This is a genomic window from Sinorhizobium sp. 6-70 (assembly GCF_030124375.1).
Classification (GTDB): domain Bacteria; phylum Pseudomonadota; class Alphaproteobacteria; order Rhizobiales; family Rhizobiaceae; genus Sinorhizobium.
Genome location: NZ_JASKLS010000021.1, coordinates 87,171 through 108,053, shown reverse-complemented (window position 1 = coordinate 108,053; position 20,883 = coordinate 87,171). Strand labels below are relative to the sequence as shown.

Below are 20,883 nucleotides of genomic sequence, written 5' to 3'. Positions count from 1 at the left end.
GCGTGCCCCGGCCTGCTGCATGTTTCCTTAAATCGTTGCCGATTTAAGGATAAAAACATGCAGCAATTCAAAGTGCTACAGGGTTCCTTTGCGCGTCTGGTAAGGCGCGCGGCGCTGTAGACGCTATTCCGCGTAACCGACGGGCACGGCCGTGCCGCTTTTCAAGACTTCCATGGAAATGGAGGCGGAAACGTCGAACAGTTCCACCTTTCGGACGATCTGCTTGTAGACGACGTCGTAATGCTCCACGCGCGGCAGCACCACCTTGACGATATAGTCGTAGTTGCCGGTCAGCCGGTGCGCCTCGACGATCTCGGGAATATCGCTGATCGCGCGCCGGAACTTTTCGATCCATTCGTCGGAATGATGCGCGGTCTTGATCAGCGCGAATACCGTGGTCGGCACACCCATCTTTTCCCGGTCGAGCACGGCGATGCGCCGCGCGATATAGCCTGCCTCCTCCAGTCGCTGAATGCGCCGCGAACAGGCGGAAAGCGACAGGTTGACGCGCTCCGCCAGGTCGCTCATGGCCACGCTGCCATCCTCCTGCAGGAGCGCCAGGAGCTTCCGGTCTCTCTCATCCAACACGCCAGTGACTCCTCGCTGCCGACCCAATTGACGCCAATAATTTGCGGAAAATGCGACCATGACACAAATATTGCGCGCAGATTTCCCCAGATCTCTCCATCAAAGCAAACATATCCGGTCAAAGCCGCGCCATACTTTTAACAATGGAACGGGATCAGAAGGTGGCAAGACAGCATCTTCTTCGTCCCGATGTCGATACCTGTTCAAGAACGAGGGAACCATGGAAATGCGCAAGATCGGCCTTATCGGCGGCATGAGCTTCGAGAGTTCGGCGGTTTACTACCGCATGGTCAACGAGGCCGTACGCGAGCGCCTGGGCGCGCTGCATTCGGCCGAAGTGCTGCTTCATTCCGTGGATTTCCAGAAGATCGTCGACCTGCAGAAGGCCGGCCGTTGGGACGACGCCGCTCAGCGCCTCTCCGACGTTGCGCGCGGGCTGAAGGCTGCCGGCGCGCAATGCGTGCTGATCTGCACCAACACCATGCACCTGATTGCCGATCAGGTGCAGGCATCGGTCGACGTGCCGCTGATCAACATCATCGACGAGACCGCAGAGCGATTGAAGTTGGCCGGCAGCCGCAAGCCGCTGCTGCTCGCCACGCGCTATACCATGGAGCACGGCTTCTATGCCGAGCGCATGAAGCGGCACGGGATCGAATTGATGGTCCCGGATGCCGATGGCCGCACGCTCACCCACAACGTCATCTTCGACGAGCTTTGCGCCGGCAAAGTGCTGGAGCCGTCGCGCCAGGCGCTGGTCGCCCTCATCGAGAAGGCCAAGGCCGAAGGCGCCGACGCGGTCATTCTCGGCTGCACCGAGATCTGCCTGATCCTCGATCCCGCAAACCTGCCGCTGCCGGGCTTCGATTCCACTGCCATCCATGCCGAGGCCGCTGTCGAATTCGCCCTCGGCGGTGAGGTCGTGAACTGCGCCGCCTAGAGCAATTCCAGGAAAAGTGTGTAACGGTTTTCCGTCCGGAATTGCGTAGTTTCAAAGAGTTAGATCATTTCGCTGTTTCAATGAAACAATGAAATGATTTAAGCTGCGGCGCAGCCTCCGCTCGGGGCGCGGCGTTGAACGCCGCCCGACGCCGCGAATACCGGAAATCCGTGACGCCATTCCTCACGTTGGCAACATGAGGTAATCGGGCTCCCACGCCCAACGACTTGGGTGTGCTGCATCCCATCTGGCGAGGGGTCGGCGGCAGCATTTGCCGGCTAATAGGTTAATGATCACAGGCGCTCGCCTTATCGGTGCTGATACATCAACCCCGCTGCAGCACCCAGAGCAATGCCGATAGTGACACCGGCCGCGAGGTCACCGAGCGCTGTGCCTATGACCGCGCCGATGCCGATGCCGATCGCTATACCCAATGCCATGAGAGTGGCGGTAGCACAGACATATGGCGACAATCCGCTCATGCCCCGGTGTCATACTCCGCCCGCGCCTTGCGGATCGCGTCGTGGTTTTGGAGCGACCAGTCGACGAACAGTTTGAGCGGCACGAGAAACGACCGGCCGAGATCGGTGAGGCTGTATTCCACGCTCGGCGGCTGCGTCGGGTAGACCGTGCGGCTCAGATAGCCGTCGCGTTGCAGGTCGCGCAGCGTCTGCGTCAGCATGCGCTGCGAAATGTCCGGGATCAGCCGTCGGAGCTGCGAGAAGCGTAAGGGGCCGTCGGCGAGCGACAGGATCATCAGCGAATTCCATTTGCCGCCGATATTGTCCATCACGTCACGCACGGGACAATTGGCCATATCCATCGGCACTCCGCACACCATCACCACCCGCTTGCCCTTCACTGCGCCTGTCGTCCTGTTCATGGCGGTACCCTTTCCGTAACCACCGCAGAAAAAACTGCCTCCTTTACAGCTCTTAGCAGATTACGGGATAAGAGCAAATCTCAAAAAGAGACCAGCACTCGTAATGATATCAACACTCGGCGAGAGACGGCTGGAACGCAACGAAAGGAAAGACCATGTCCGAAACATTGCTCGTGACCGGCGCTGCAGGTCAGCTCGGGCAGCTCGTGCTCGACGCGCTGCTTGCTTCCGCCAAGGTGCAGCCGGCCGATATCATCGCCGCCAGTCGCGACAGCAGCAAGCTCGCCCCTTACGCCGCCAAGGGCGTGCAGACTCGCGCCGCCGACTTCGACGACCCGGCCTCGCTCGAAAAGGCCTTTGCCGGCGCCGATCGCATCCTCATCATCTCGACCGATGCGCTGGGTCAGCCGGGCAAGCGGCTGCAACAGCACCTGAACGCCGTTGCCGCCGCTGAGAAAGCCGGCGCCAAGCACATCCTCTACACCTCGATGCCGAACCCGGAGACCTCGGTCATCCCCTTCGCGCCCGATCATCTCGGCACCGAAAACGCCATCAAGGCGACCGGCATTCCCTATACGATCCTCAGGAACGGCTGGTACATGGAAAACCTCTTCATGGCCCTGCCGCACGCGCTTGAAACCGGGCAGTGGTTCTCCTCCGCCGGCGCTGGCCGCCTTGCCCATATCGCCCGCAGCGACGCGGCCGAAGCGGCGGCAGCAGCACTTCTTTCCGGCTCCACGGAGAGCCGCACCTATACGCTGACCGGCGCGGAACTGCGCTCGACCGACGAGGTCGCAGCCCTCGTCGCCAGCACCACGGGCCAGAAGCTCGAGGTCGTCCACATTTCCGACGAGGCACTCGCCGGCGGCCTCAAGGGCGCGGGCCTGCCCGACTTCATGGTCCCGATCGTCGTCTCCTTCGACAGCAACACCCGCGAAGGCCACATCGGCATGGTGACCGGCGATTTCGCCGCGCTGACCGGCAACACGCCCATCAGCCTTCCCGCATTCCTCGAAGCGAGCAAGACAACGCTCGTCCAATAATTCGCCGCCACATCAAAGCCCCGGTCACAACCGTCCGGGGCTTTTTGTCGAAGGCCGCATTGGCGTGCAGCGTCCAGGCTCTATCTACCTCCCCATGCGTCATGCAGCAGGGGAGGAAGAGCAATGACGGCGCCGATCGACTTCTGGTTCTCGATAGGAAGCCCTTACACCTTTCTGGCCGTCATGCGGCTGGCTGAAGTCGCCGAGAGGGCGGGCGTCGAGGTTCGTTGGAGGCCCTTCGACGCCCACGCAATCCAGCTTGACGCACACGACGCTCCGTTCGCCGACAAGCCGCTCAAGGCCGCCTATATGTGGCGCGATATCGAGCGGCGCGCCGCGAGGTTCGGCCTGCCCCTGAGGCTGCCTATCCCCTACCCGTTGCCCGAGTTGGAACAGGCCAACCGCGTTGCGGTGCTCGCCGCTGAAGAAGGCTGGTGCCCGGCCTATGCCATCGCCACTTATCGCCGCTGGTTCGTCGAACGCGACCCTGCCGGCAGCGAGCCCAACCTCTCGGCGAGCATCAGGGAAGCGGGCCAGGACCCCGCCCGCGTGCTGAAGCAGGCAGGCTCCGCCGCGGCGGCCGACGCGCTTGGCGCCGCTACTAGGGAGGCGAAGGAGATCGGCATCTTCGGTTCGCCTTCCTTCGTCTCGGACGGCGAACTGTTCTGGGGCCACGATCGTCTGGAGGATGCGGTCGAATGGCAGCACAATCTGGATCTGGGAAACCCGGGGTAAAGGAGTGATGACATGTTGAGTTGCTTGCCCCTCATCCGCCTGCCGGCACCTTCTCCCCGTTTTGACAGGGAGAGGGGATATGCCGCACCCGCCTACTGCATGTTTCCTCCCCTGTCCGCGAGGGGAGAAGGAGTTTAAAAGCGGCGCAACGAGTCCCTTCGCCCCGCGTGCGGGGAGAAGGTGCCGGCAGGCGGATGAGGGGCAATCCGCTTACATTTTTCCTCCGCGCGCGCTCGACCCGAGCCACCAATCCGCTGACAACCTGCCCGCACCCCAGGTGACGATGCCGAGCGCCATCGCCGCCCATGTCAAATGGATCGGCCATCCATCCGGAACGGTGACTTGGATGACAATCGTCATGGCGAGAAGTCCGAGTGCGACGAGCCTTGTCGCCAAACCCAAGACAAGGAACGTCGGCAACAGCACTTCCGCGCAAGCGACGGCAAATGCCGTCGCGGCCGGAGCCGGAAAGGCATAGGGGCCACCCGGCAGATGCAGTTGGAATTCCGAGGTAAAGAGCAGGACGGCGACATCGTTCAGTTGCAGGAAGCCGTCCCATTTGCTCATGCCCGAGCGCCAGAAAGGCACGGCAAGCCCCAGGCGCAAAACAAGCTGGGCGAGCGACGTCGGCGCGATGGCCGCAATCAGGCCGTCGATCCGGCCGAGCCAGCCTGCGCCGCCCCAATTATCATGTCTTTCGAAGAACTTCGGTACGAGAGTCACCTTCTCATCCTCCCTAGATCTCAATATTTCGGGGTCGAATCGACCCAAAATCATAAACGTGACCGATTCTTATGAGTGAGAGCGGGACGCGGGCGGAAAGCCGCCCACACTTTCCGCATCCCGCTCTAGCGAACCGCGGCAAAGGCACCGGCCTCAAGCATCACGGCAATGGCAGTTGCGAGATCGAATTCCGGACAGTGCGCGCTTGCCGCCGCGGCAGCGCTTCCGAGTGGCTCAGCCGACAGGAGGTTGCCGAGGAAGACATCGGCGCCCGGCGGAAGACGACGAACCTCCACGTCGAGCGCCGGTCTTGTTATCAGCGCGCTCTCCGGCTCCCGGGCCTCGATGCGGCCGACCGGGCCGCTGTCGCGGTTCACGGAAAAGATCGTCACCGCCGGATAGGCCGAGCGGACCACGTGCGCCGACGGGTGCGTCTCGAAGACGGTGTCGGCGAGCGCGTCGGCCGGAAACGACGTCAGGGCATGCGGCGACAGGACGGGCGCGTCCGCCGCGTGATAGGCGTCAAGCCAGGCCCGCTCGATGCGGGCGACATCGGCAAGCCACGGCATCGATTGCGCATATTCGTAACGCTCTATGAAGGCGGGAAGGTCCCGGCCGTACTCGAAGAGGAGCGGCGATGTCGGGGGCGTCTCCCGCACGTAAAACCGGGCCATCGCGCGAAAGAAGGTCTCGCCGGTGATGCGCATCGTCGCGGGGAATGCCGCGGCGAGCGCGTCGATCAGGCTGACGGTGACGTTGTTGCGATAGATGTCGAAGCGCTTGTCGGCGGCCTTGCCCATCGGTCCCGCAACGACAGTGGGCGTGGCGCGACCAGGATCGAGCAGCGCCGGCACGAGGCGCTCCGGATAGCCGAGATCATCAGCGGTCGCGCAAAGAGCGTCCCTAGCCGCGCGCATGGCTCTTCCCCCGCAGCAATGCGCCGGCGTGCCGATCGAGGATCGCTTGTGCCGCTATCGCTTCGGCCTTCAGCACCGGCCAGTCGGGAATTGCGCTGTCCCATTCAATGAGCGTCGGAAGCGGACCGCACCGGCCGATGACGATGTCGAAGAGCGTCCAGACCGCGTCCGCGACCGGCCCGTCGTGGCTGTCGATGAGAAGGAGATCGCCCTCGTCGTCCTCTTGCTCGGTGTGGCCGGCCAGATGGATCTCGCAGACATGTTCGAGCGGATAGTCCGCGAGATAGTCGAGCGCGGAAAAGCCATGATTGGTTGCCGAGACGAAGACATTGTTGACGTCGAGCAGCAGGCCGCAGCCTGTACGTCCGACCAGCTCGCGGATGAATGCCGTCTCGCTCATCGTCGATTCCCTGAAGAGCAGGTAGGTCGATGGGTTCTCGATGAGTATCGGCCGCCCGATCGTCTCCTGAACCTCATCAATATGGTCGGCCACGCGCTGCAGGGTGGCTTCGGTGTAGGGCAGCGGCAGCAGGTCGTTGTAATAGGTCGTCTCGTGCGTCGACCAGGCCAGATGCTCCGAGACAAGCGCCGGTTCGTATCGCTCGATCAGCCGCGCAAAACGGCCGAGATGGGCCTTATCCAGCGGCTGCGGCCCGCCGATCGACATGCAGACGCCGTGAAGAGAAACCGGATAATCCGCTCGTATTCGCGCGAGCGCCGCGTGCGGCGGCCCGCCCTCGCCCATGTAGTTTTCCGCGTGAACCTCGAAGAAGCCGCGCTCGGCCGCCTGATCTTCCAGAATGGATGTGATGTGCTGATGTTTGAAACTGGTGCCTGCCAGTCCGTCGATCGCATGCGCCGGAAAACGGAAGTCTTCCGACGCGCCACGATCCGCGTGTATTGCCAATTTGGCCATCGTCGCCTCCGCTTTCCGGCGCTTGTCTAGAGCAATTCCAGGAAAAGTGTGGAACGGTTTTCCGTCCGGAATTGCGTAGTTTCAAAGCTGGCTTAGGAGGGAAGATCGCGCGACAGCGGCTCCGGCGAACCCTTGCGGCCATCCGGCAGGTCCATTGTCGTGCAGGTGCCGCCATCGACGAATTTCCAGGCATTGCCCTGGTAATCCACCGTCGAGGTTGCCTGGCAGGTCGTGCCCGGGCCGGCCTTGCAGTCGTTCTGGCCTTTGAGCGCGACGCCGAAGCACTTCTCCTTGCCGGCATCCATTGCGGCCTTGACCTGCGCCTCCGTGAGCGGCGCGGCGATCGCGAGCGACGACACTGCGGTTGCCACCGCACTGGCAAGTATGGCCGCGCTTATCGAGGTTCTGGTAGACATGGTTTCCATCTCCGTGTTGGTGCGTGCGCCTTTGCGCCGGCACACAGACCTTCCTTCGTCGCCTGCGGGAGAGATGTTACACTTTGCGGCTACACGCTTTCGTGAGCGCATTGCGGTGCGAATTCACGGTGATTTTGGATTGACTCGGGTCGAACAAGGGCCTCCGCTCCGATGGGGCGAAGCATTTGCTACGCGGGCATGTAACAAGCGGCGCAAACTGGCGAATTGGGAGGAAGCGCAATTGAACGGCGCGGACGACGGCGATCTCGCCCGGCTCTTTCGCACCGCGCTTGGCGGCGACGAAAAGGCTTACGGCGATTTCCTGCACGAAGCCGCAGCGCTTGTTCGCGCCTGGGCGCGGCGCAGGATCGTATTTGCCGGCCTTGATCCGGAGGATATCGTCCAGGAAACGCTGCTGGCCATCCATGTGAAGCGTCACACCTGGAGCAATGACCGCCCGGTGAAGCCATGGCTCTACGCGATCGCGCGGCACAAGCTTGTAGATGCCATGCGGCGACATGGGCGCCATGCCCGGATCGAGCTCAGCGAGGTCGAGAATGAGCTTGCGACCGAGGAAACGGAGACGGCGCGGGATTGGGAGATCGGCCGCGCCCTCGAAACGCTGACGCCGGGCCAGCGTTCGGTGGTGACGGCGATATCGGTGGAAGGGCGCACGATCGCGGAGACGGCCCGGAGCCTCGACATGAAGGAAACCGCAGTTCGCGTCGCGCTTCATCGCGGCCTTGCTGCCATCGCGCGGCGATTTGGACGAGACTGACATGGAGACGCACGAACTCATTAAGGCCCTGGCGGCGGACAGCCGGCGAACCGGCGTGCCAATGAATACCGTCTGGTGGGGCGCTGTCCTCATCGCGATCGCGATTGCGACGACGGTTTTTTTCGCCCTGCTCGGCCCCCGGCCGGATATCGCCAGCGCCGCTCAGACGGTCCGCTTTCTCTTCAAGTTCTTGGTGACGATTGCCCTTGGCGCAAGCGCCTTCGCCCTTCTGCGAATGCTGTCGCGCCCGGAAGCCGACGCGCGCGGCGTACTGCCTTGTCTTGCCATCGCCCCGGCACTCATCCTGGCGGGGGTTGCGATCGAGCTTATCGTCTCCCCCGCCGAAACGTGGCCGGCCAGGCTTGTCGGGACGAACAGCCTGGTTTGCCTGACCTTCATTCCGCTGATCGGGATCGGCCCGCTCGCGCTGCTTCTACTCGCGCTGCGCCACGGTGCTGCGTCCCATCCGACCCTCGCCGGTGCGATCGCGGGGCTTTTGGCCGGCGGTATCGCCGCAACGCTCTATGCCTCGCATTGCCCGGACGATTCACCCCTGTTCGTCGCGACCTGGTACACGATCGCGGTCGCGGGCCTGGCGCTTCTCGGGACCCTCGGCGGCCGCTACGTCGCCCGCTGGTGACGCGTCGGCCGCATCGCAATCAGGAGGTCGCGCTTGCCTTGGGCCCTTCCGGCACCTACGGCAGGGCCTTGCGCACGACCTTGCCCTCTTCCGCCTTGTAGAAGAACTGGCTTGCGACCAGCCAGCCCTTCAGCGGTCTGAGCGGCGGGATGCAGGTGAGAAGCATGAAGGGGCCGGTCGTCAACAGATGCACCCAAAGCGGCGCGGCATACTGCACCTCCAGCCAGACACCGAGCAAAACGCTCGGCACGCACGCGAAGCAGATGACGAAAAAGGCCGGGCCGTCGGCCGGATCGGCGAAGGAATAATCGAGGCCGCAGACCTCACATTCCCGGCGGAGCTTCAGGAAGCCTTCGAACAGATGCCCTTGGCCGCAACGCGGGCAGCGGCCGCGCAGGCCCGTCTGCAGCGGCGGAAGGGCCGGCCAATCTTCGTGTGAAGACATTGTCTTTCCTTTCCAGGGTTTCGTCGGCGGCAAGTGCAGGTGCGCAATCGCGGCAGCGCTCGTCGGCGCCGACATGCCGGATGGCAGCGGACAATCCGCCTCGCCGGCTTCTGGAACAGAGAGCCATACAAAACATACATTGTCAAATAATTGTATGCATTAATCCCTGCGACAATTGCGCCGGATGTCGGCGCCACCGTTCAGACGACGAAGTTTACCGCAGCCGGCGATTGCACGAGAAGATCGGCGATGACGGCGAGGCTGCGCTCAAGCTCCGCGCGCGTTTCTGCCGCGCCGAGTCCCAGCCGCACCGCCTCCGGCGGATTGGCGAGCGCGAATGCGTCGCTCGTGACGATGCTGATCCCGGCCGTACGCAAACGGGCAGTGAACTCACCGCGTGTCCAGCCGGGTGGCAGGGTAAGCCAAAGGTGAAACGCCTCGGGATTGGTCAGGACGCGATCGGCCGGCAGGATCTCCGCCGCGATCCGCTGGCGCCGTCCGGCCTCGGCCCGAATGGCCGCAAGCACTGCGTCCGCCGTTCCATCCTCGACCCAGCGCGTGGCGACCGCCGCCGAAAGCGGCGAGGCCATGCCGGCCGTCGCGCGGATCGCGCCCTCGAGACGAACGGAACTCACCGCATCCGGAACGACGAGATAGGCGATGCGAAGCGCCGGTGAAAGGCACTTGGCAAGCCCGGCCACGTAATAGACAAGGTCGGGAGCGAGCGCAGCAAGCGGCGGTAACGGGTTTGTCGGCAGCGCGCCATAGGCGTCGTCCTCGACGATCGCGACGCCGTGCCTGCGGGCGATTGCGACGACCGCCTCCCTGCGCTTGAGCGACAGTGTCGCCGTCGTCGGATTATGAAGCGTCGGATTGCAGTAAAGCGCCTTCGGTCGATGCTTGACGCAGGCGGCCTCGAACGCCTCGGGCAAAAGTCCCTGTTCGTCCACGGCAACGGCAGCAAAGCCTATGCCGAGATGGGCCGCGAGCGACCGCAGCCCCGGATAGGTCAGTGCCTCGGCGCAGATCACGTCGCCGCGCGCGGCAAGCATGCTGACCGTGGCAAGCAGCGCCCCTTGCGCGCCGGGACAGACGAGCACCCGCTCCGCCGCCACCTCGCCGAGCCTCGGCCTCAGCCAGGCGGTCCCCGCCGCTTTGTCCGGCAGCGCGCCACCGACCGCCTGGTAGCGCATCAGGAGATCCAGGCCCCGCTCGTCCTCAAGGGCATCGATGCCGCCCCACATCCGGGCGATAAGTTCCGGATCGTCGAAGAGCGGCGGCAGGTTCATGCTCATGTCGACGAGCCCGCCGCCGGACGACCGGCCGCCATTCTTCCGCCGCGCCTTGACATAGGTGCCCTGCCCTACACGCCCCTCGATCAAACCCCGCGTCCGCGCCTCGTTGTAGGCACGACTGACGGTGGTGAAATCGATGCCGAGAACACCCGCGAGCGCCCGCTGCGGCGGCAGGCGCGTTCCCTCCTTAAGCCCACCGGCCGCGATATCCGCCGCCAGCGCATCGGCGATTGCCAGATAGAGCGGTCCGGCCTCTCTGCTCAGCGCCGGCACCCAGGAAAGACCCGCCTTGTCCATCGACAACACCCCATTTTCCACAATGTATGGATATTGCATGGATGCGGCACCCAGCGCAAGCGCTGCGGGCGAAGGCCGACCGCTGGCGGACTGCGGCGCTGCCGATCATCTCACTGATCTGATGGGGGTTTGAACGGTGGCTATGGCATCCTTCATCATCATCGGCACCACAGTTGTCGCACCGAAGACACTAAGGTGGTGCTCGTCTGAATAGAGCGGGATGCCGTCCTTTGCGACCATGCAAAGAGGCCTGCACAGCAGCGGGACGGCACTGACGCGCTGTACGCCTGCATCCTTGTCCGCGATTTCGAGCACCCGGTTGACGCGCGCGTTACGCGCCTCGACCACGGCCCGCGTCGGGACAGGCGGCAAGGCGGCATCGATAAAGTGGTTGAGACCGAGAACGCGCGGGACGGACCAGCCGATATCCGGAATATCATCGACAATGATGACCTTTCGGCCGGTGCTGCGGATCGCTCGCACGGTCTTCAGCAATGCAGTCGCGAAGAGGGCATACTCCTGCTCGGGGTCGCTTTCGCCGCCACCCTTTCGGACGAGCTGCGCCTGCGGGCCGCTTGTTTCACTTTCGGGATCGCTATTGACGATATGTGACCAGCGCGCACTGAGGACGACCACGGGCGAGTCGCGGCCCTTTCGCAGCATCGACATGACCGCCGCGTTGAATTCGGAGCAATCGTGGTCCGGCCCTTTGTCCAGCCGTTCCACGCCAAGAAGAGGCGGGCACCCGCCCTTGAATGCGACCGCGCCCTGTTTGTGGCTTCTCTCGAGCAACACATCGAGGCCGGACATGATTGCTCCGGCATGGGAATCCCCCCAGAGCAGGATGCTGCTCTTGCCTTTTGCTGCGCCGGTGTCCGCCCCGATGCGGCAAAGGCCGTCCCGCGGCGTCTTGCCGCCGCAGCGATCGCGTTGTCCGTCAATATCGAAGGTGCCGGAATAGGCCAGTTGCGCATCGCGCGAGAGGCGCCCCGGAAAGCCTTGCCACACATTCACCGTGGCCGCCACGACCGCGACGACTAAGACGGCGGCCGACGAAGAGGCCAGAATGAAGTGGGGCGTAAATCCATTCGGCGCCCGGCGGCGGAACGGCGTTTCGATGAAACGCCAACTCGCATAGGCGCAGGCAAGTGATACGGCAATGGCGATCAGCATCTGGTGCGGCGTAATTTCCATCGTGCCGCCCACCAGCTTGAAGTAGACGATGATCGGCCAGTGCCAGAGATAGAGCGAATAGGAGATCAGCCCGATCGCCACCGGTATCGAACCGGACAGCATGCGGCCGACGAACGTCACCCGTTGCTCGCCCGACCATAGCAGAGCCAGGGCGCCGAAAGCGGGCAGCACCGCGCTGAACCCGGGCAACAGCGTTGTATTATCAAAGGACGCGACCGCCGCCAGTATTGCGCCCAGCCCGAGCAGCGATGCCGCCTGGGCAAGCCTTGCACTGTCACAGCGCGGAAAGGCGCCGACGGCAAGGAGCACGCCAAGCCCAAGCTCCCAGGCCCGCGTGGGCGCCAGGTAGAAGTTGGCCCGCGGGTAAGCGCCGCTTGCCCAGACGGAAAGCAAGAACGATGCGACACACAAGCCGGCGAATGCCCGGACCATGGACCGTCGCGGCAACAGGAAGAGCCACCACAAGACTAGGGGAAAGACGATGTAGAACTGCTCCTCGACGCCCAAGGACCAGGTGTGAAGCAGCGGTTCCAGATCCGCATCCGGGGCGTAATAGTCCGCATTCGCGTACCAGAACCAGATATTGGACGAAAAGAACATCGCGGCCAGCGCGGACCGTGCCAACCCGACGAACATGTCCGGCAGCAGCAGCAGCGCCGCCGCCACAAAGCAGGCAGCAATCGTGAAGAAAAGCGCCGGCAATATTCGTCGCGCTCGCCGCTCATAGAACGAGATCAGCGAGAAGCGCCCTGCTGCAAGCTCACGATGGAGAATTCCGGCAATAAGGAAACCCGAAACGACAAAGAAAACGTCGACGCCAACCAACCCACCGGAAAAACCAGGAACTCCAGCATGACAGAATACGACCGACATCACGGCGATGGCTCGCACGCCGTCAATATCCCTACGGTATTCCACGACAACGCCCCCCAACAAGAGCGTGTTCTTAAATGAATTGAGTACGCATGATTCGAGTGTTCAAAATCGGCGCTGCTTATACGGCGGCTTTTGGACACATTTGTGGAATCGGCACCCCTTTATACGGCGCAGCCGCTTTTCGACCGACGCTCCTGCGCCCCGGATCGCCGCTGGTCGCGACCACTCAGGCGCACAAAGGGCGCTGGAATGCCTTGAATTTCTACGAGATTTCTTCCCTTTGGCGGTTCCGGCCCGGAGGCCATGCAGCCGCTCGGCGCGGCCCAAAGAACGCGCAGCAGCGGCTGTTCAAAATCCTGTTACCGCTCGGCTCATGTGCGTGTCGCTCCGAAAGCGTGCAGCGGTTTCGGGCAAACGACATGCGTAAAGCCAGGGATGTAAAGGTGCCGCATTCGTTCGAATGCGACGCCTTTTGGCCTAGATTGCCTCACCGCAGGCGCTGCGGAAGCGGCGCACCGTCTCCGCCATGCCGTATTCCAGCGCATCCGCTGTCAGGCCATGGCCGATCGAAACCTCGGCGAGCGCCGGGATGTATTTTGCCAGCAACGGCAGGTTGGCGACGGTGAGGTCGTGGCCGGCATTGACGGCGAGCCCGAGGCCAAGGGCGATCTCCGCGGTGCGGCCGAGTTCTGCGGCGATCCGCTCGGCCTTCTCGAGGTCATCATAGCAGCCGCCATAGGGGCCGGTATAAAGCTCGATCCGGTCCGCCCCGGTTTCCTTGGCGATCTTCAACGCTTCCGGATCCGGATCGCCGTCGGCGAAGAGCGAAACGCGGAAGCCCTTTTTCTTCAGCCGTCCGACCACATTCCCAAGCAGGTTGTGGTTCTTGCGGAAATCCCAGCCATGGTCCGAGGTCGCCTGCGCCGGATCGTCCGGCACCAGCGTCACCTGCTCCGGCTCGTGCCGTTCGACCAGTTGAAGAAAATCCTCGTTCGGGAAGCCTTCCATGTTGAATTCCGCCTGCGGAAACTCGTCGTCGATCAGGTCGCGGATAGGCTGGAGGTCGGAGAAGCGGATATGGCGCTGGTCCGGGCGCGGGTGAACGGTCAGCCCGCACGCCCCCGCCTGAAGGGCGATGCGGCCGAGTCCGGTAACGGACGGCCAGGGAAGATCGCGCCGGTTGCGCAGCATCGCGACGGCATTCAGATTCACGGACAGTTTTGCGGGCATGTCGACACTTTCAAAGAGGCGGGCACCATCATCATGCCGCTGTTCTACCGCAGATTTTATAAAACCGGAATCGCCGTTTTGTATGATTGCGCCCGCCTTTTGACATGACGAAACTATGTTGATATCAACGTTAATCAGGCAGGATGAAGGTAAATCGCAGAGAGCGAGAGGAGAGCGATCATGACGACCACACTCATCCCGGCAAAGGAAGTGGCGGCAAGGAACCACGCCAGCTTTCCGAACGAAAGCGCCGACTATCGACGCGCACGCAACGAGCTTCTCGCGGAGGAGATCGAGCTCAGGCGCCATATCGAGCACGTGGCAGAGTTGCGCCGGCAATTGCCGCCGGGCGGTGAAGTCACCAAGGACTATCGTTTCGAGGGCGAAAACGGGGCTGTCACGCTCGCCGATCTTTTCGGCGGCAAGGACACGCTCGTAGTCTACAGCTACATGTTCGGCCCGCAGCGCGAAAGACCCTGCCCCATGTGCACCTCGCTGATGGGAGCATGGGAACGCAAGGTACCGGATATAGAGCAGCGCGTGGCCCTCGCCCTGGTTGCCCGCTCGCCGATCGAACGGCTGGTGGCCGCGAAGAAGGAACGCGGCTGGACGCAACTGAGGGTCTATTCCGACGGAGACGGTGCCTTCACCCGCAACTATGTCAGCGCCGAGGATGCCGACGTCCCCGGCTACACCGTATTCACCCGCCGCGACGGCACCATCCGACACTTCTGGAGCAGCGAAATGAACGGCAAGATGGCCGACCCCGGCCAGGACCCGCGCGGCGCGCCGGACCTCGACCCGCTGTGGACCCTTCTCGACACCACTCCCGAAGGCCGCGGCAAGGACTGGTATCCGAAGCTCGAATACCGCAACGGTGGGTGAGAAGCGCAGCGGACTCGTTGCCCAATCTCGCCCTCGCGAGCTCTCCCGTCACACGCGGCTGGAGAGCGGTCCCGTCGCAGGCCTGAGTCGCGTATTTCAGAAAAATGCAATTAATCGTCATCGAACCTGACAACCGCCATTTTTGGGCCTAAGCTCCGAATCAGACTTAAGTCCTACGGTCTCTGTTCCGGCATACCGCCCACAACTTTGGAGCAACATCGATGACGCCAGCCGAAAGGCCCTGCGACGAGACGATCCGGCTGGCGCTCCGCCGGGTTCTCGACAGCCGCAGCTTTCGGCGGTCGGAAAGGTTGCGCGCTTTCCTCGCCTATGTTGTCGAAAAGGAAATGATCGGCGAAGGGGCCCAGCTCAAGGGATATTCGATCGGCGTCGACGTCTTCGGCCGCGACCAGAGCTTCAATGCCGACGGGGACCCCCTCGTCCGCGTCCACGCGGGCAAGTTGCGCAAGCTGCTCAAGACCTTCTACGACACCGACGGCGCCAGCGAGAAGTGGCAGATCATCATTCCGAAGGGAACCTATGTACCGGAGTACCGCCGCGTGCATGTCGCCGGCGCGGCCTCGGTCCAACAGGAAAAGAGCGGCGGCCGGTCGTCGTCCCGGCGCCGCGCCCCCTGGCAGCCGGCCCCCTTTTCTTCTCCCTGGGCTGTACTCAGCGTGTTGCCGCTGCTCCTCTTCGCCCCCCTGCCCTCGCCCGAAATGACGCTGGATATCGACGCGGAGGCAAAGCTCGTCCAAGGCCCCATGGCTGCCATCCGCGGCCTGCCGTCCGTCAGCGTCAGCGTGTCCGGCCCCGAGCATAAGGGCACCAGGCAATTCGCAAAGGCCCTGCACGAGGCGGCGCTTCGCCACAAGACGCTCGCCAAGGCGAGCGCGGTCGAGAACGCAGGCGCGCGCGCCTCCAGCAATCAGGCTCTGGCTTTCTCGATCGATCTCGCGTGGTACGACGCACCCGCGGTAGGCATCCGCATCACGCTCTCGCATGACGGTGTAGGCATCCCGCTCCGGCGCGACTTCATCACCGCGGAACGGCTGACGAGCGAGCCGGACATTCTCTTCGAAAGTATGTCGCTTGCCGCGCAGCTTTTTGCGCTCGACGGCGAGATCTACACGCATGCCGCGGCGGAGAGGATCCAGAGCACGCTTATGGAATGCATGACGGCAACGGCGCGCTACCGCCGGCTGCTGACACGCGACAGCTTCCAGAAGGCCTGGGATTGTCAGCAGAAGCTCGGTCCGCTCAGGGGCGACGAGCCGCTCTTCATCATTTCCGCCAACAGCCCGCTCAAGGTGATCGGCCATTGATGCACGCCGCGCTGTCGGGCACTGCGTCCGCGGCCGCGTTTTTCCCAGCAATATTAAGGACTGTTCATTTGCGTGATTCGCACTTACCGTGAGTACGTGCGTTGGATTTCATGCCGGGTTGCTCACTGGAGCACCGCGCGTTCGGGGGAACGCGTGACGAGGCTCCAGCTAACGGACCTGCGGCGTCAGGTTTTCGTCGCAGTCATGCACATTGGTCAGCGGTAGCCGTGCCTTGCGCACGGATGTGTCCCACGAGCAGCAGGTGTCGAGGTCGGCGACCGGCCGGACGCTTGGCTGGAGAAGACAGTCTCCGGCGGAAGCCGGCCGGTTGCGACGCCTTCCAGACGCTTGAATGGGGGACATTGGAAATGTCGCAAGAATCCTGGAAACAAGCAGGCGCCAAGGACGACGCTTTCGGCTTCCTGCCTCAACTGCCCTTACCCTACCATGGTCCGGACGACCGACTCGCCATCGCCGAGATGGCGGAGGTTTTCGGCGTGACGCACCGGACGCTGCATTTCTACGAAGAGAAAGGCCTGCTCACCGCCGCCCGCATGGGGCCGATGCGCGTTTATGGCGAGGACCATATCCGCCGCATGGCGGTAATCAATGCCTGCCGTGAGATCGACATGCCGATCGCCGCGATCCAGGAACTGATGGAGACACTCGATCGGGCCGAAAGCCAGACGCAGGCGGACGAATTGTTCGATGCAGCGTTGCAGGCGCGTCGCCGCGAGCTTGCTGCCCAGCAATCGATCCTGCGTCGCCAGATGCAGAGGATCGCCGAACTGCTCGAAGCCAGATCGGTGGAGGGCGAAGACGATCCGACCGCAGCGGAGCATGTCCACCTGTCGCCGATCGAGTCCGATTGCCTTGGCTTCATGGCCGAAGGTTATCCCGCGTCCCGCATCGCCGGGCTGATGGACATGGATCTGACCGCGGCCCTCACGCTGGAATCCGGGATCATCCGCAAGTTCGGTGCCCACAATCGCTTTCAGGCCGTCGCCAAGGCCGTTCTCGCCGGCCTGATCACATCGGAATAGAGGACAAAACGGTCAGGCTGCCCACAAACCGATACAACTTGTCGTAATATTTGACGAGCGGAATGGGCCCCGACAATTGTCACCGCCTTGGTGCGGCAGTAATATTTGGACGCGACCGAGGACGTCTTTAGCGACGGTTTGTGTGTCTGGTCAGCGATATGCTTCTGACCGAGCAGAAGAGCTTCTCGTTATTCGAGATGCATATTCAGAAGCTTATTTCCATCCGGCGCCAGAAAATGGCGCATCCGCCGATCTTTATTGCACTCGCGCGGATATACTTGGAGGAAAAAATGAACAAGCTCACGGTAATTTTCATTCTCGCAGGCGGCATGGCTATATCCAGCTGCCAATCCGCGACGACCTCCAGCACGCGCGCCGGCGAGTTCGGCTGCATCGCCGGCACGGTCGGCGGCGCCGTCGTCGGCGGCGTGATCGGCGCGACCATTGGCTCGGGCACCGGCCAGCTTTGGGCCGTTGGCAGCGGGGCCACACTGGGTGCTGCGGGCGGCAATGCCTTGACCTGCTATTGATGCGAAGGGCGGGATGATGAAAAGAATAGTCCTATTGGCGACATTCGCATTTTCCCAGGCCATCGCAGTCGCGGCGCAGGGTCAACCAGCGGCCATGAACCAGGGCCAAATGGATCGGCTCGACCGTAACAGGAATGGCGCGGTCGACCAATCCGAATACCAGGCCTTCATGACCTCGGCCTTCGTGAGTCTGGACAAGAACAAGGACGGCGGCCTGCGCTCCGAAGAAGTGGGCCAAATTCTGAACACGCAGCAGTTTGCCGCCACTGACGCCAACCGCGACGGCAAGCTCACGCAAAACGAGTTCCTGAACAGGGTCATGGCCGACTTCAAGGCCGCCGACCGCAGCGGCGACGGCAATCTTCAGTAGGTGCGCCGCCAGGCCGCCGGCGGCGTTGTGCGTCACTTGTGCGTTCAAGAATGCGCGAGGGGCGCACTGCTGCATTCGGAAGTTACGCAGTGCGTTACTGTGCCCTTTGGACGCAGCACCCCTTCGCGGCATCGACTCGCGTAATCGTCACGGCTTTCTCCATGTAGAGCGAACCCAACTCGGAAGAATCGTTCGCGAACATGACTGGCGCAACGCGAGAAACACCTTGCACTCATCTTTAGCCGCTTAACGCTAAATCAATGATTTTGGCAAATTCTGGGCGCGTAAAGTTGCAGGCGGGGAAACGCTTCATTGCACAACCTCTACAGCGCCGCGCGTCTTGTCGGACGCCGAAAGGTCGCTGTAGCATTTTGATTTTGCGGCATGTTCTTGTCCTTTGGACAACTTGTAATAGAGGGAAACGGGAAATACCGGTCATGGCGATCCGCCAGGATGATCACGGACGGCGCGGGGAACGTCCGCTAAGCAAAGCAGCGCTTTGCCCTCGTTCTCAACGCAGGCCTTTCCATGACCTGCTCGCAGGAAGGTTCAAAATGAGCGCTCTCGAAAAATTCGCCAAAGGGTGTCGCCGGGAATCGTTGCGCTCCTTTGGATCAATGTCGCACTGATCATTCTTACGACGACAATGCGCGCGGACGGCTTCGACCGTTTTGCCGCCGGCGCCGCGCTCGTCATCGTGGCATCAGCAACCGTCGGCTGGATCCGGGACAGGACAGGGCCGACGACCCGGATCGTAACCGCAATGGCCCACGCCGCCACGGTTGCCCTGCTTGTCTTTGCCTTCTCCGGTTCGCCGCTGCAGATCGACATGCATATGTATTTCTTCGCCAGCCTCGCGATTTGCGCCGCCTGGATCGATTGGCGCGCGATCGTCGGCTATGCAGCGCTGGTCAGCGTTCATCATCTGCTTCTCTATTTTGTCTCGGCCTTCGCGGTTTTCCCGCAAAGTTCCGATCTTTCGCGCGTGCTGCTCCACGCAGTCGGAAAGCGCAGTTCTCATCGCGATGGTCTTTTCGCTGGTTTCCGCATTGGTCTCGGCGGAAACGGCGGCCCCGCACGCCGGCGGAATCGGTGCGGATCGAAGGTTCGCTGCCTTGCCCTTGTCGGAGAAACGACGTCGTATCTGCAGCAAGCATTAAAGCGGGCGTCCCGGCACTGCCTTTCGCAGAAAGCTTTCGAAGTCCTCTGCGGGTCTGCCGACCAGACGCTCGAAATCCGGAGAAACGGTTCCGTAGCGTCCTTCTGAAATCGATCGGCACAACGACGAAAAGGCATGCGGCCAAGGGTCGGACGCCTCGGCCCAGAGGCGCGCCAGATAGTCGGCCGGGGCGCAAGGGACGTAGCGCATCGTCACGCCGAAAATGGCGCTTGCAGCCGCTGCGATCTCGTCGAAGGAATAGGCCGTCGGTCCGGTCACGTGATAGGGGCCGCCGCCGGGTGTTTGCGAGGCGGCCACGTTCGCCAGCGCCTCGGCCACATCATCGCGCGAGATCGGCGCAACGCGAGCTTCGGCAAGCGGCAGGGCGATCTCCCCCGTTGCGCGGGCGGGACGCAGCCAGTTGGAGAGGATGAGATCCGCATAGAGGCTGCAGCGCAGGAGCGTCGCCCCTGCCCCACGCTCGGCGAGCCGGCGCTCGGCGTCCCGATAGACGGGCGTGAAATAAAACGTCGATGCGGCATCTATATCGACGATACTCGTAAAGACGATGTGGCCGACCCCGGCATCGGCGGCAGCGTCGATGACGTTCGCGTGCTGACGCATTACGGCGCGGGCGTCACCATCGCTTGCGACGAAGACCAGCCGGTCGACCCCATCGAATGCCCGCTCGAGGCTCGCCCGGTCTTCATAATTGGCGATGCGTATCGGAACGCCGGCGGCGCGAACCTCGGCCGCGCCGGCGAGATTGCGCACCATCGCGGAAACGGAATGCCCCCTTTCGGAAAGCCGCTTCAAGACGGCCCCGCCGACATAGCCCGAGGCTCCCGTCACAAGGATCATGATCGCTCTTTCGACGCCTGTGCCCGCCGCATCCGTGCGGCGGACGCTCGACCTCGCAATTATCGCCGTATCGCGCGGGTTGAAAAGTGCAAGCCGTCAGTCGCGATGCCGTTGCGGAGCAAGCGCCATCGTTTGCGCGTAAGCCATCGGCGAACGGCTACCTGGCATGTTCTCGTCGAGGACCAAAGTCTTCACGTCGTCGGATCGGACGTCGAGCGCAATGACGCGTTCCAACTTATCGATCTGCCAGACGGCATAGCCGAGCTCCGGTACATACCCGCAATCGCACCCACAATCGCCGCCGAGAATCTCTCGCGGCTCCTCGGGAAGATACATGATTTGCGGTTTCGGCAACTTGTAGCAATGGCCTTCATAGGCATAGCCATAGATCACGCCAATGCTCTTTATGTATCTCTCATCATCCCGGCGAAAATTTCTTGACGGGATATTAATCTCTACCGGAAGCCTTGAGACTTCAGACGCTTTTTCGTCAATAATAGCCAAAACTATCTGCTGCTGGAACAGGTTAAGCAATTTTGCTTCGGCAACACGCCGGATGATTGCGGATATCTGCCTTCTGTCTTCGGCCTTTATTTGAGGGTTTTTCAGTTCCGCTTCGAGCTCGCCGTCGAGCCCCCTAAGCTCCTCCGCCGTAAATATTGATTGAGAAACGGCGGGCCGCCCATAAAGACGCACCTCACTTGGATTGTAGGCGTCGTATTTAGGGGGCTCCAGATCCTCTGCCTTGTTGCCGACGCCCGGATTGTTGCAACAGTCGCTCATCTTCCCTCTCC

At 62.4% G+C, this 20,883-nt stretch carries 23 protein-coding genes; 11 read left to right on the top strand and 12 right to left on the bottom strand.

The features are described from left to right. Positions 1-123 precede the first annotated feature (123 nt). A complete protein-coding gene (locus QN222_RS28385) occupies positions 124-588 on the bottom strand; it encodes an Lrp/AsnC family transcriptional regulator (RefSeq protein WP_180938312.1) in 465 nt (154 codons plus the stop codon). Between the two features lie 220 nt (positions 589-808). Between QN222_RS28385 and QN222_RS28380 the strand changes: the two genes are divergently transcribed. Continuing rightward, entirely contained in the window at positions 809-1,528 is a 720-nt protein-coding gene (locus QN222_RS28380; protein WP_283965402.1) for an aspartate/glutamate racemase family protein, read from the top strand. Between the two features lie 478 nt (positions 1,529-2,006). Here the strand turns inward: QN222_RS28380 and QN222_RS28375 are convergent, their stop codons facing one another. Further along, a complete protein-coding gene (locus tag QN222_RS28375; RefSeq protein ID WP_283965403.1) occupies positions 2,007-2,411 on the bottom strand; it encodes a helix-turn-helix domain-containing protein in 405 nt (134 codons plus the stop codon). 155 nt (positions 2,412-2,566) lie between these two features. On the opposite strand from QN222_RS28375, the gene QN222_RS28370 reads away from it, so the two are divergent. Both QN222_RS28370 and QN222_RS28365 read left to right on the top strand, forming a co-directional pair. Then, a complete protein-coding gene (locus QN222_RS28370) occupies positions 2,567-3,454 on the top strand; it encodes an SDR family oxidoreductase (RefSeq protein WP_284005707.1) in 888 nt (295 codons plus the stop codon). Positions 3,455-3,577: 123 nt separating this feature from the next. Then, complete coding sequence (locus QN222_RS28365) at positions 3,578-4,189, top strand: 2-hydroxychromene-2-carboxylate isomerase (protein ID WP_283966075.1); 612 nt, start codon at positions 3,578-3,580, stop codon at positions 4,187-4,189. Positions 4,190-4,399: 210 nt separating this feature from the next. Here QN222_RS28365 and QN222_RS28360 read toward each other — a convergent pair whose 3' ends face one another. The 4 genes from QN222_RS28360 to QN222_RS28345 form a co-directional block, all read right to left on the bottom strand. Further along, positions 4,400-4,912: a DoxX family protein gene (locus tag QN222_RS28360; protein WP_283965581.1), complete on the bottom strand. Its 513-nt coding sequence runs from the start codon at positions 4,910-4,912 to the stop codon at positions 4,400-4,402. Between the two features lie 125 nt (positions 4,913-5,037). Then, positions 5,038-5,829, bottom strand: coding sequence for a DNA-binding domain-containing protein (locus QN222_RS28355; protein WP_283965580.1), 792 nt, complete (start codon positions 5,827-5,829; stop codon positions 5,038-5,040). Beyond that, a complete protein-coding gene (locus tag QN222_RS28350) occupies positions 5,816-6,745 on the bottom strand; it encodes a DUF692 domain-containing protein (protein ID WP_283965579.1) in 930 nt (309 codons plus the stop codon). Before QN222_RS28350 ends, QN222_RS28355 begins: the two co-directional genes overlap by 14 nt. Positions 6,746-6,837: 92 nt before the next feature. Then, positions 6,838-7,161 carry a DUF2282 domain-containing protein gene (locus tag QN222_RS28345; RefSeq protein ID WP_283965578.1) on the bottom strand — a complete coding sequence of 108 codons (324 nt, stop codon included), beginning with the start codon at positions 7,159-7,161 and terminating at the stop codon, positions 6,838-6,840. Positions 7,162-7,402: 241 nt separating this feature from the next. Here QN222_RS28345 and QN222_RS28340 point away from each other — a divergent pair, with 241 nt between their 5' ends. Further along, positions 7,403-7,939, top strand: coding sequence for a sigma-70 family RNA polymerase sigma factor (locus QN222_RS28340; protein WP_283965577.1), 537 nt, complete (start codon positions 7,403-7,405; stop codon positions 7,937-7,939). Position 7,940: 1 nt separating this feature from the next. Next, positions 7,941-8,579 (top strand): NrsF family protein, encoded by a 639-nt coding sequence (locus tag QN222_RS28335; RefSeq protein WP_283965576.1) that lies wholly within the window; start codon positions 7,941-7,943, stop codon positions 8,577-8,579. 55 nt (positions 8,580-8,634) lie between these two features. On the opposite strand, the gene QN222_RS28330 is transcribed toward QN222_RS28335, so the two are convergent. The 4 genes from QN222_RS28330 to QN222_RS28315 form a co-directional block, all read right to left on the bottom strand. Next, positions 8,635-9,024 (bottom strand): DUF983 domain-containing protein, encoded by a 390-nt coding sequence (locus QN222_RS28330; protein ID WP_283965575.1) that lies wholly within the window; start codon positions 9,022-9,024, stop codon positions 8,635-8,637. 200 nt (positions 9,025-9,224) lie between these two features. Continuing rightward, positions 9,225-10,622, bottom strand: a complete 1,398-nt coding sequence (locus QN222_RS28325; RefSeq protein ID WP_284005710.1) for a PLP-dependent aminotransferase family protein — start codon at positions 10,620-10,622, stop codon at positions 9,225-9,227. Positions 10,623-10,721: 99 nt separating this feature from the next. Continuing rightward, positions 10,722-12,728: an acyltransferase family protein gene (locus tag QN222_RS28320; RefSeq protein WP_283965632.1), complete on the bottom strand. Its 2,007-nt coding sequence runs from the start codon at positions 12,726-12,728 to the stop codon at positions 10,722-10,724. Between the two features lie 435 nt (positions 12,729-13,163). After that, positions 13,164-13,916, bottom strand: a complete 753-nt coding sequence (locus QN222_RS28315; RefSeq protein ID WP_283965631.1) for a pyridoxine 5'-phosphate synthase — start codon at positions 13,914-13,916, stop codon at positions 13,164-13,166. A gap of 180 nt (positions 13,917-14,096) precedes the next feature. On the opposite strand from QN222_RS28315, the gene QN222_RS28310 reads away from it, so the two are divergent. From QN222_RS28310 to QN222_RS28285, 6 genes are all read left to right on the top strand, one after another. After that, a complete protein-coding gene (locus QN222_RS28310; protein WP_283965630.1) occupies positions 14,097-14,801 on the top strand; it encodes a DUF899 family protein in 705 nt (234 codons plus the stop codon). A 221-nt stretch (positions 14,802-15,022) separates the two neighbouring features. After that, complete coding sequence (locus QN222_RS28305) at positions 15,023-16,126, top strand: hypothetical protein (protein WP_283965629.1); 1,104 nt, start codon at positions 15,023-15,025, stop codon at positions 16,124-16,126. Positions 16,127-16,494: 368 nt separating this feature from the next. Continuing rightward, positions 16,495-17,169 (top strand): MerR family transcriptional regulator, encoded by a 675-nt coding sequence (locus tag QN222_RS28300; RefSeq protein WP_283965628.1) that lies wholly within the window; start codon positions 16,495-16,497, stop codon positions 17,167-17,169. 290 nt (positions 17,170-17,459) lie between these two features. Beyond that, positions 17,460-17,699 (top strand): hypothetical protein, encoded by a 240-nt coding sequence (locus tag QN222_RS28295; protein ID WP_283965633.1) that lies wholly within the window; start codon positions 17,460-17,462, stop codon positions 17,697-17,699. Between the two features lie 16 nt (positions 17,700-17,715). Next, positions 17,716-18,069 (top strand): EF-hand domain-containing protein, encoded by a 354-nt coding sequence (locus QN222_RS28290; RefSeq protein ID WP_283965627.1) that lies wholly within the window; start codon positions 17,716-17,718, stop codon positions 18,067-18,069. A gap of 583 nt (positions 18,070-18,652) precedes the next feature. Continuing rightward, positions 18,653-19,336 (top strand): hypothetical protein, encoded by a 684-nt coding sequence (locus QN222_RS28285; protein WP_283965626.1) that lies wholly within the window; start codon positions 18,653-18,655, stop codon positions 19,334-19,336. Here the strand turns inward: QN222_RS28285 and QN222_RS28280 are convergent. Then, positions 19,226-20,089, bottom strand: coding sequence for an SDR family oxidoreductase (locus QN222_RS28280; RefSeq protein WP_284005704.1), 864 nt, complete (start codon positions 20,087-20,089; stop codon positions 19,226-19,228). The genes QN222_RS28285 and QN222_RS28280 overlap by 111 nt on opposite strands. Positions 20,090-20,185: 96 nt before the next feature. After that, positions 20,186-20,872 carry a hypothetical protein gene (locus QN222_RS28275; protein WP_283965053.1) on the bottom strand — a complete coding sequence of 229 codons (687 nt, stop codon included), beginning with the start codon at positions 20,870-20,872 and terminating at the stop codon, positions 20,186-20,188. Positions 20,873-20,883 lie beyond the last annotated feature (11 nt).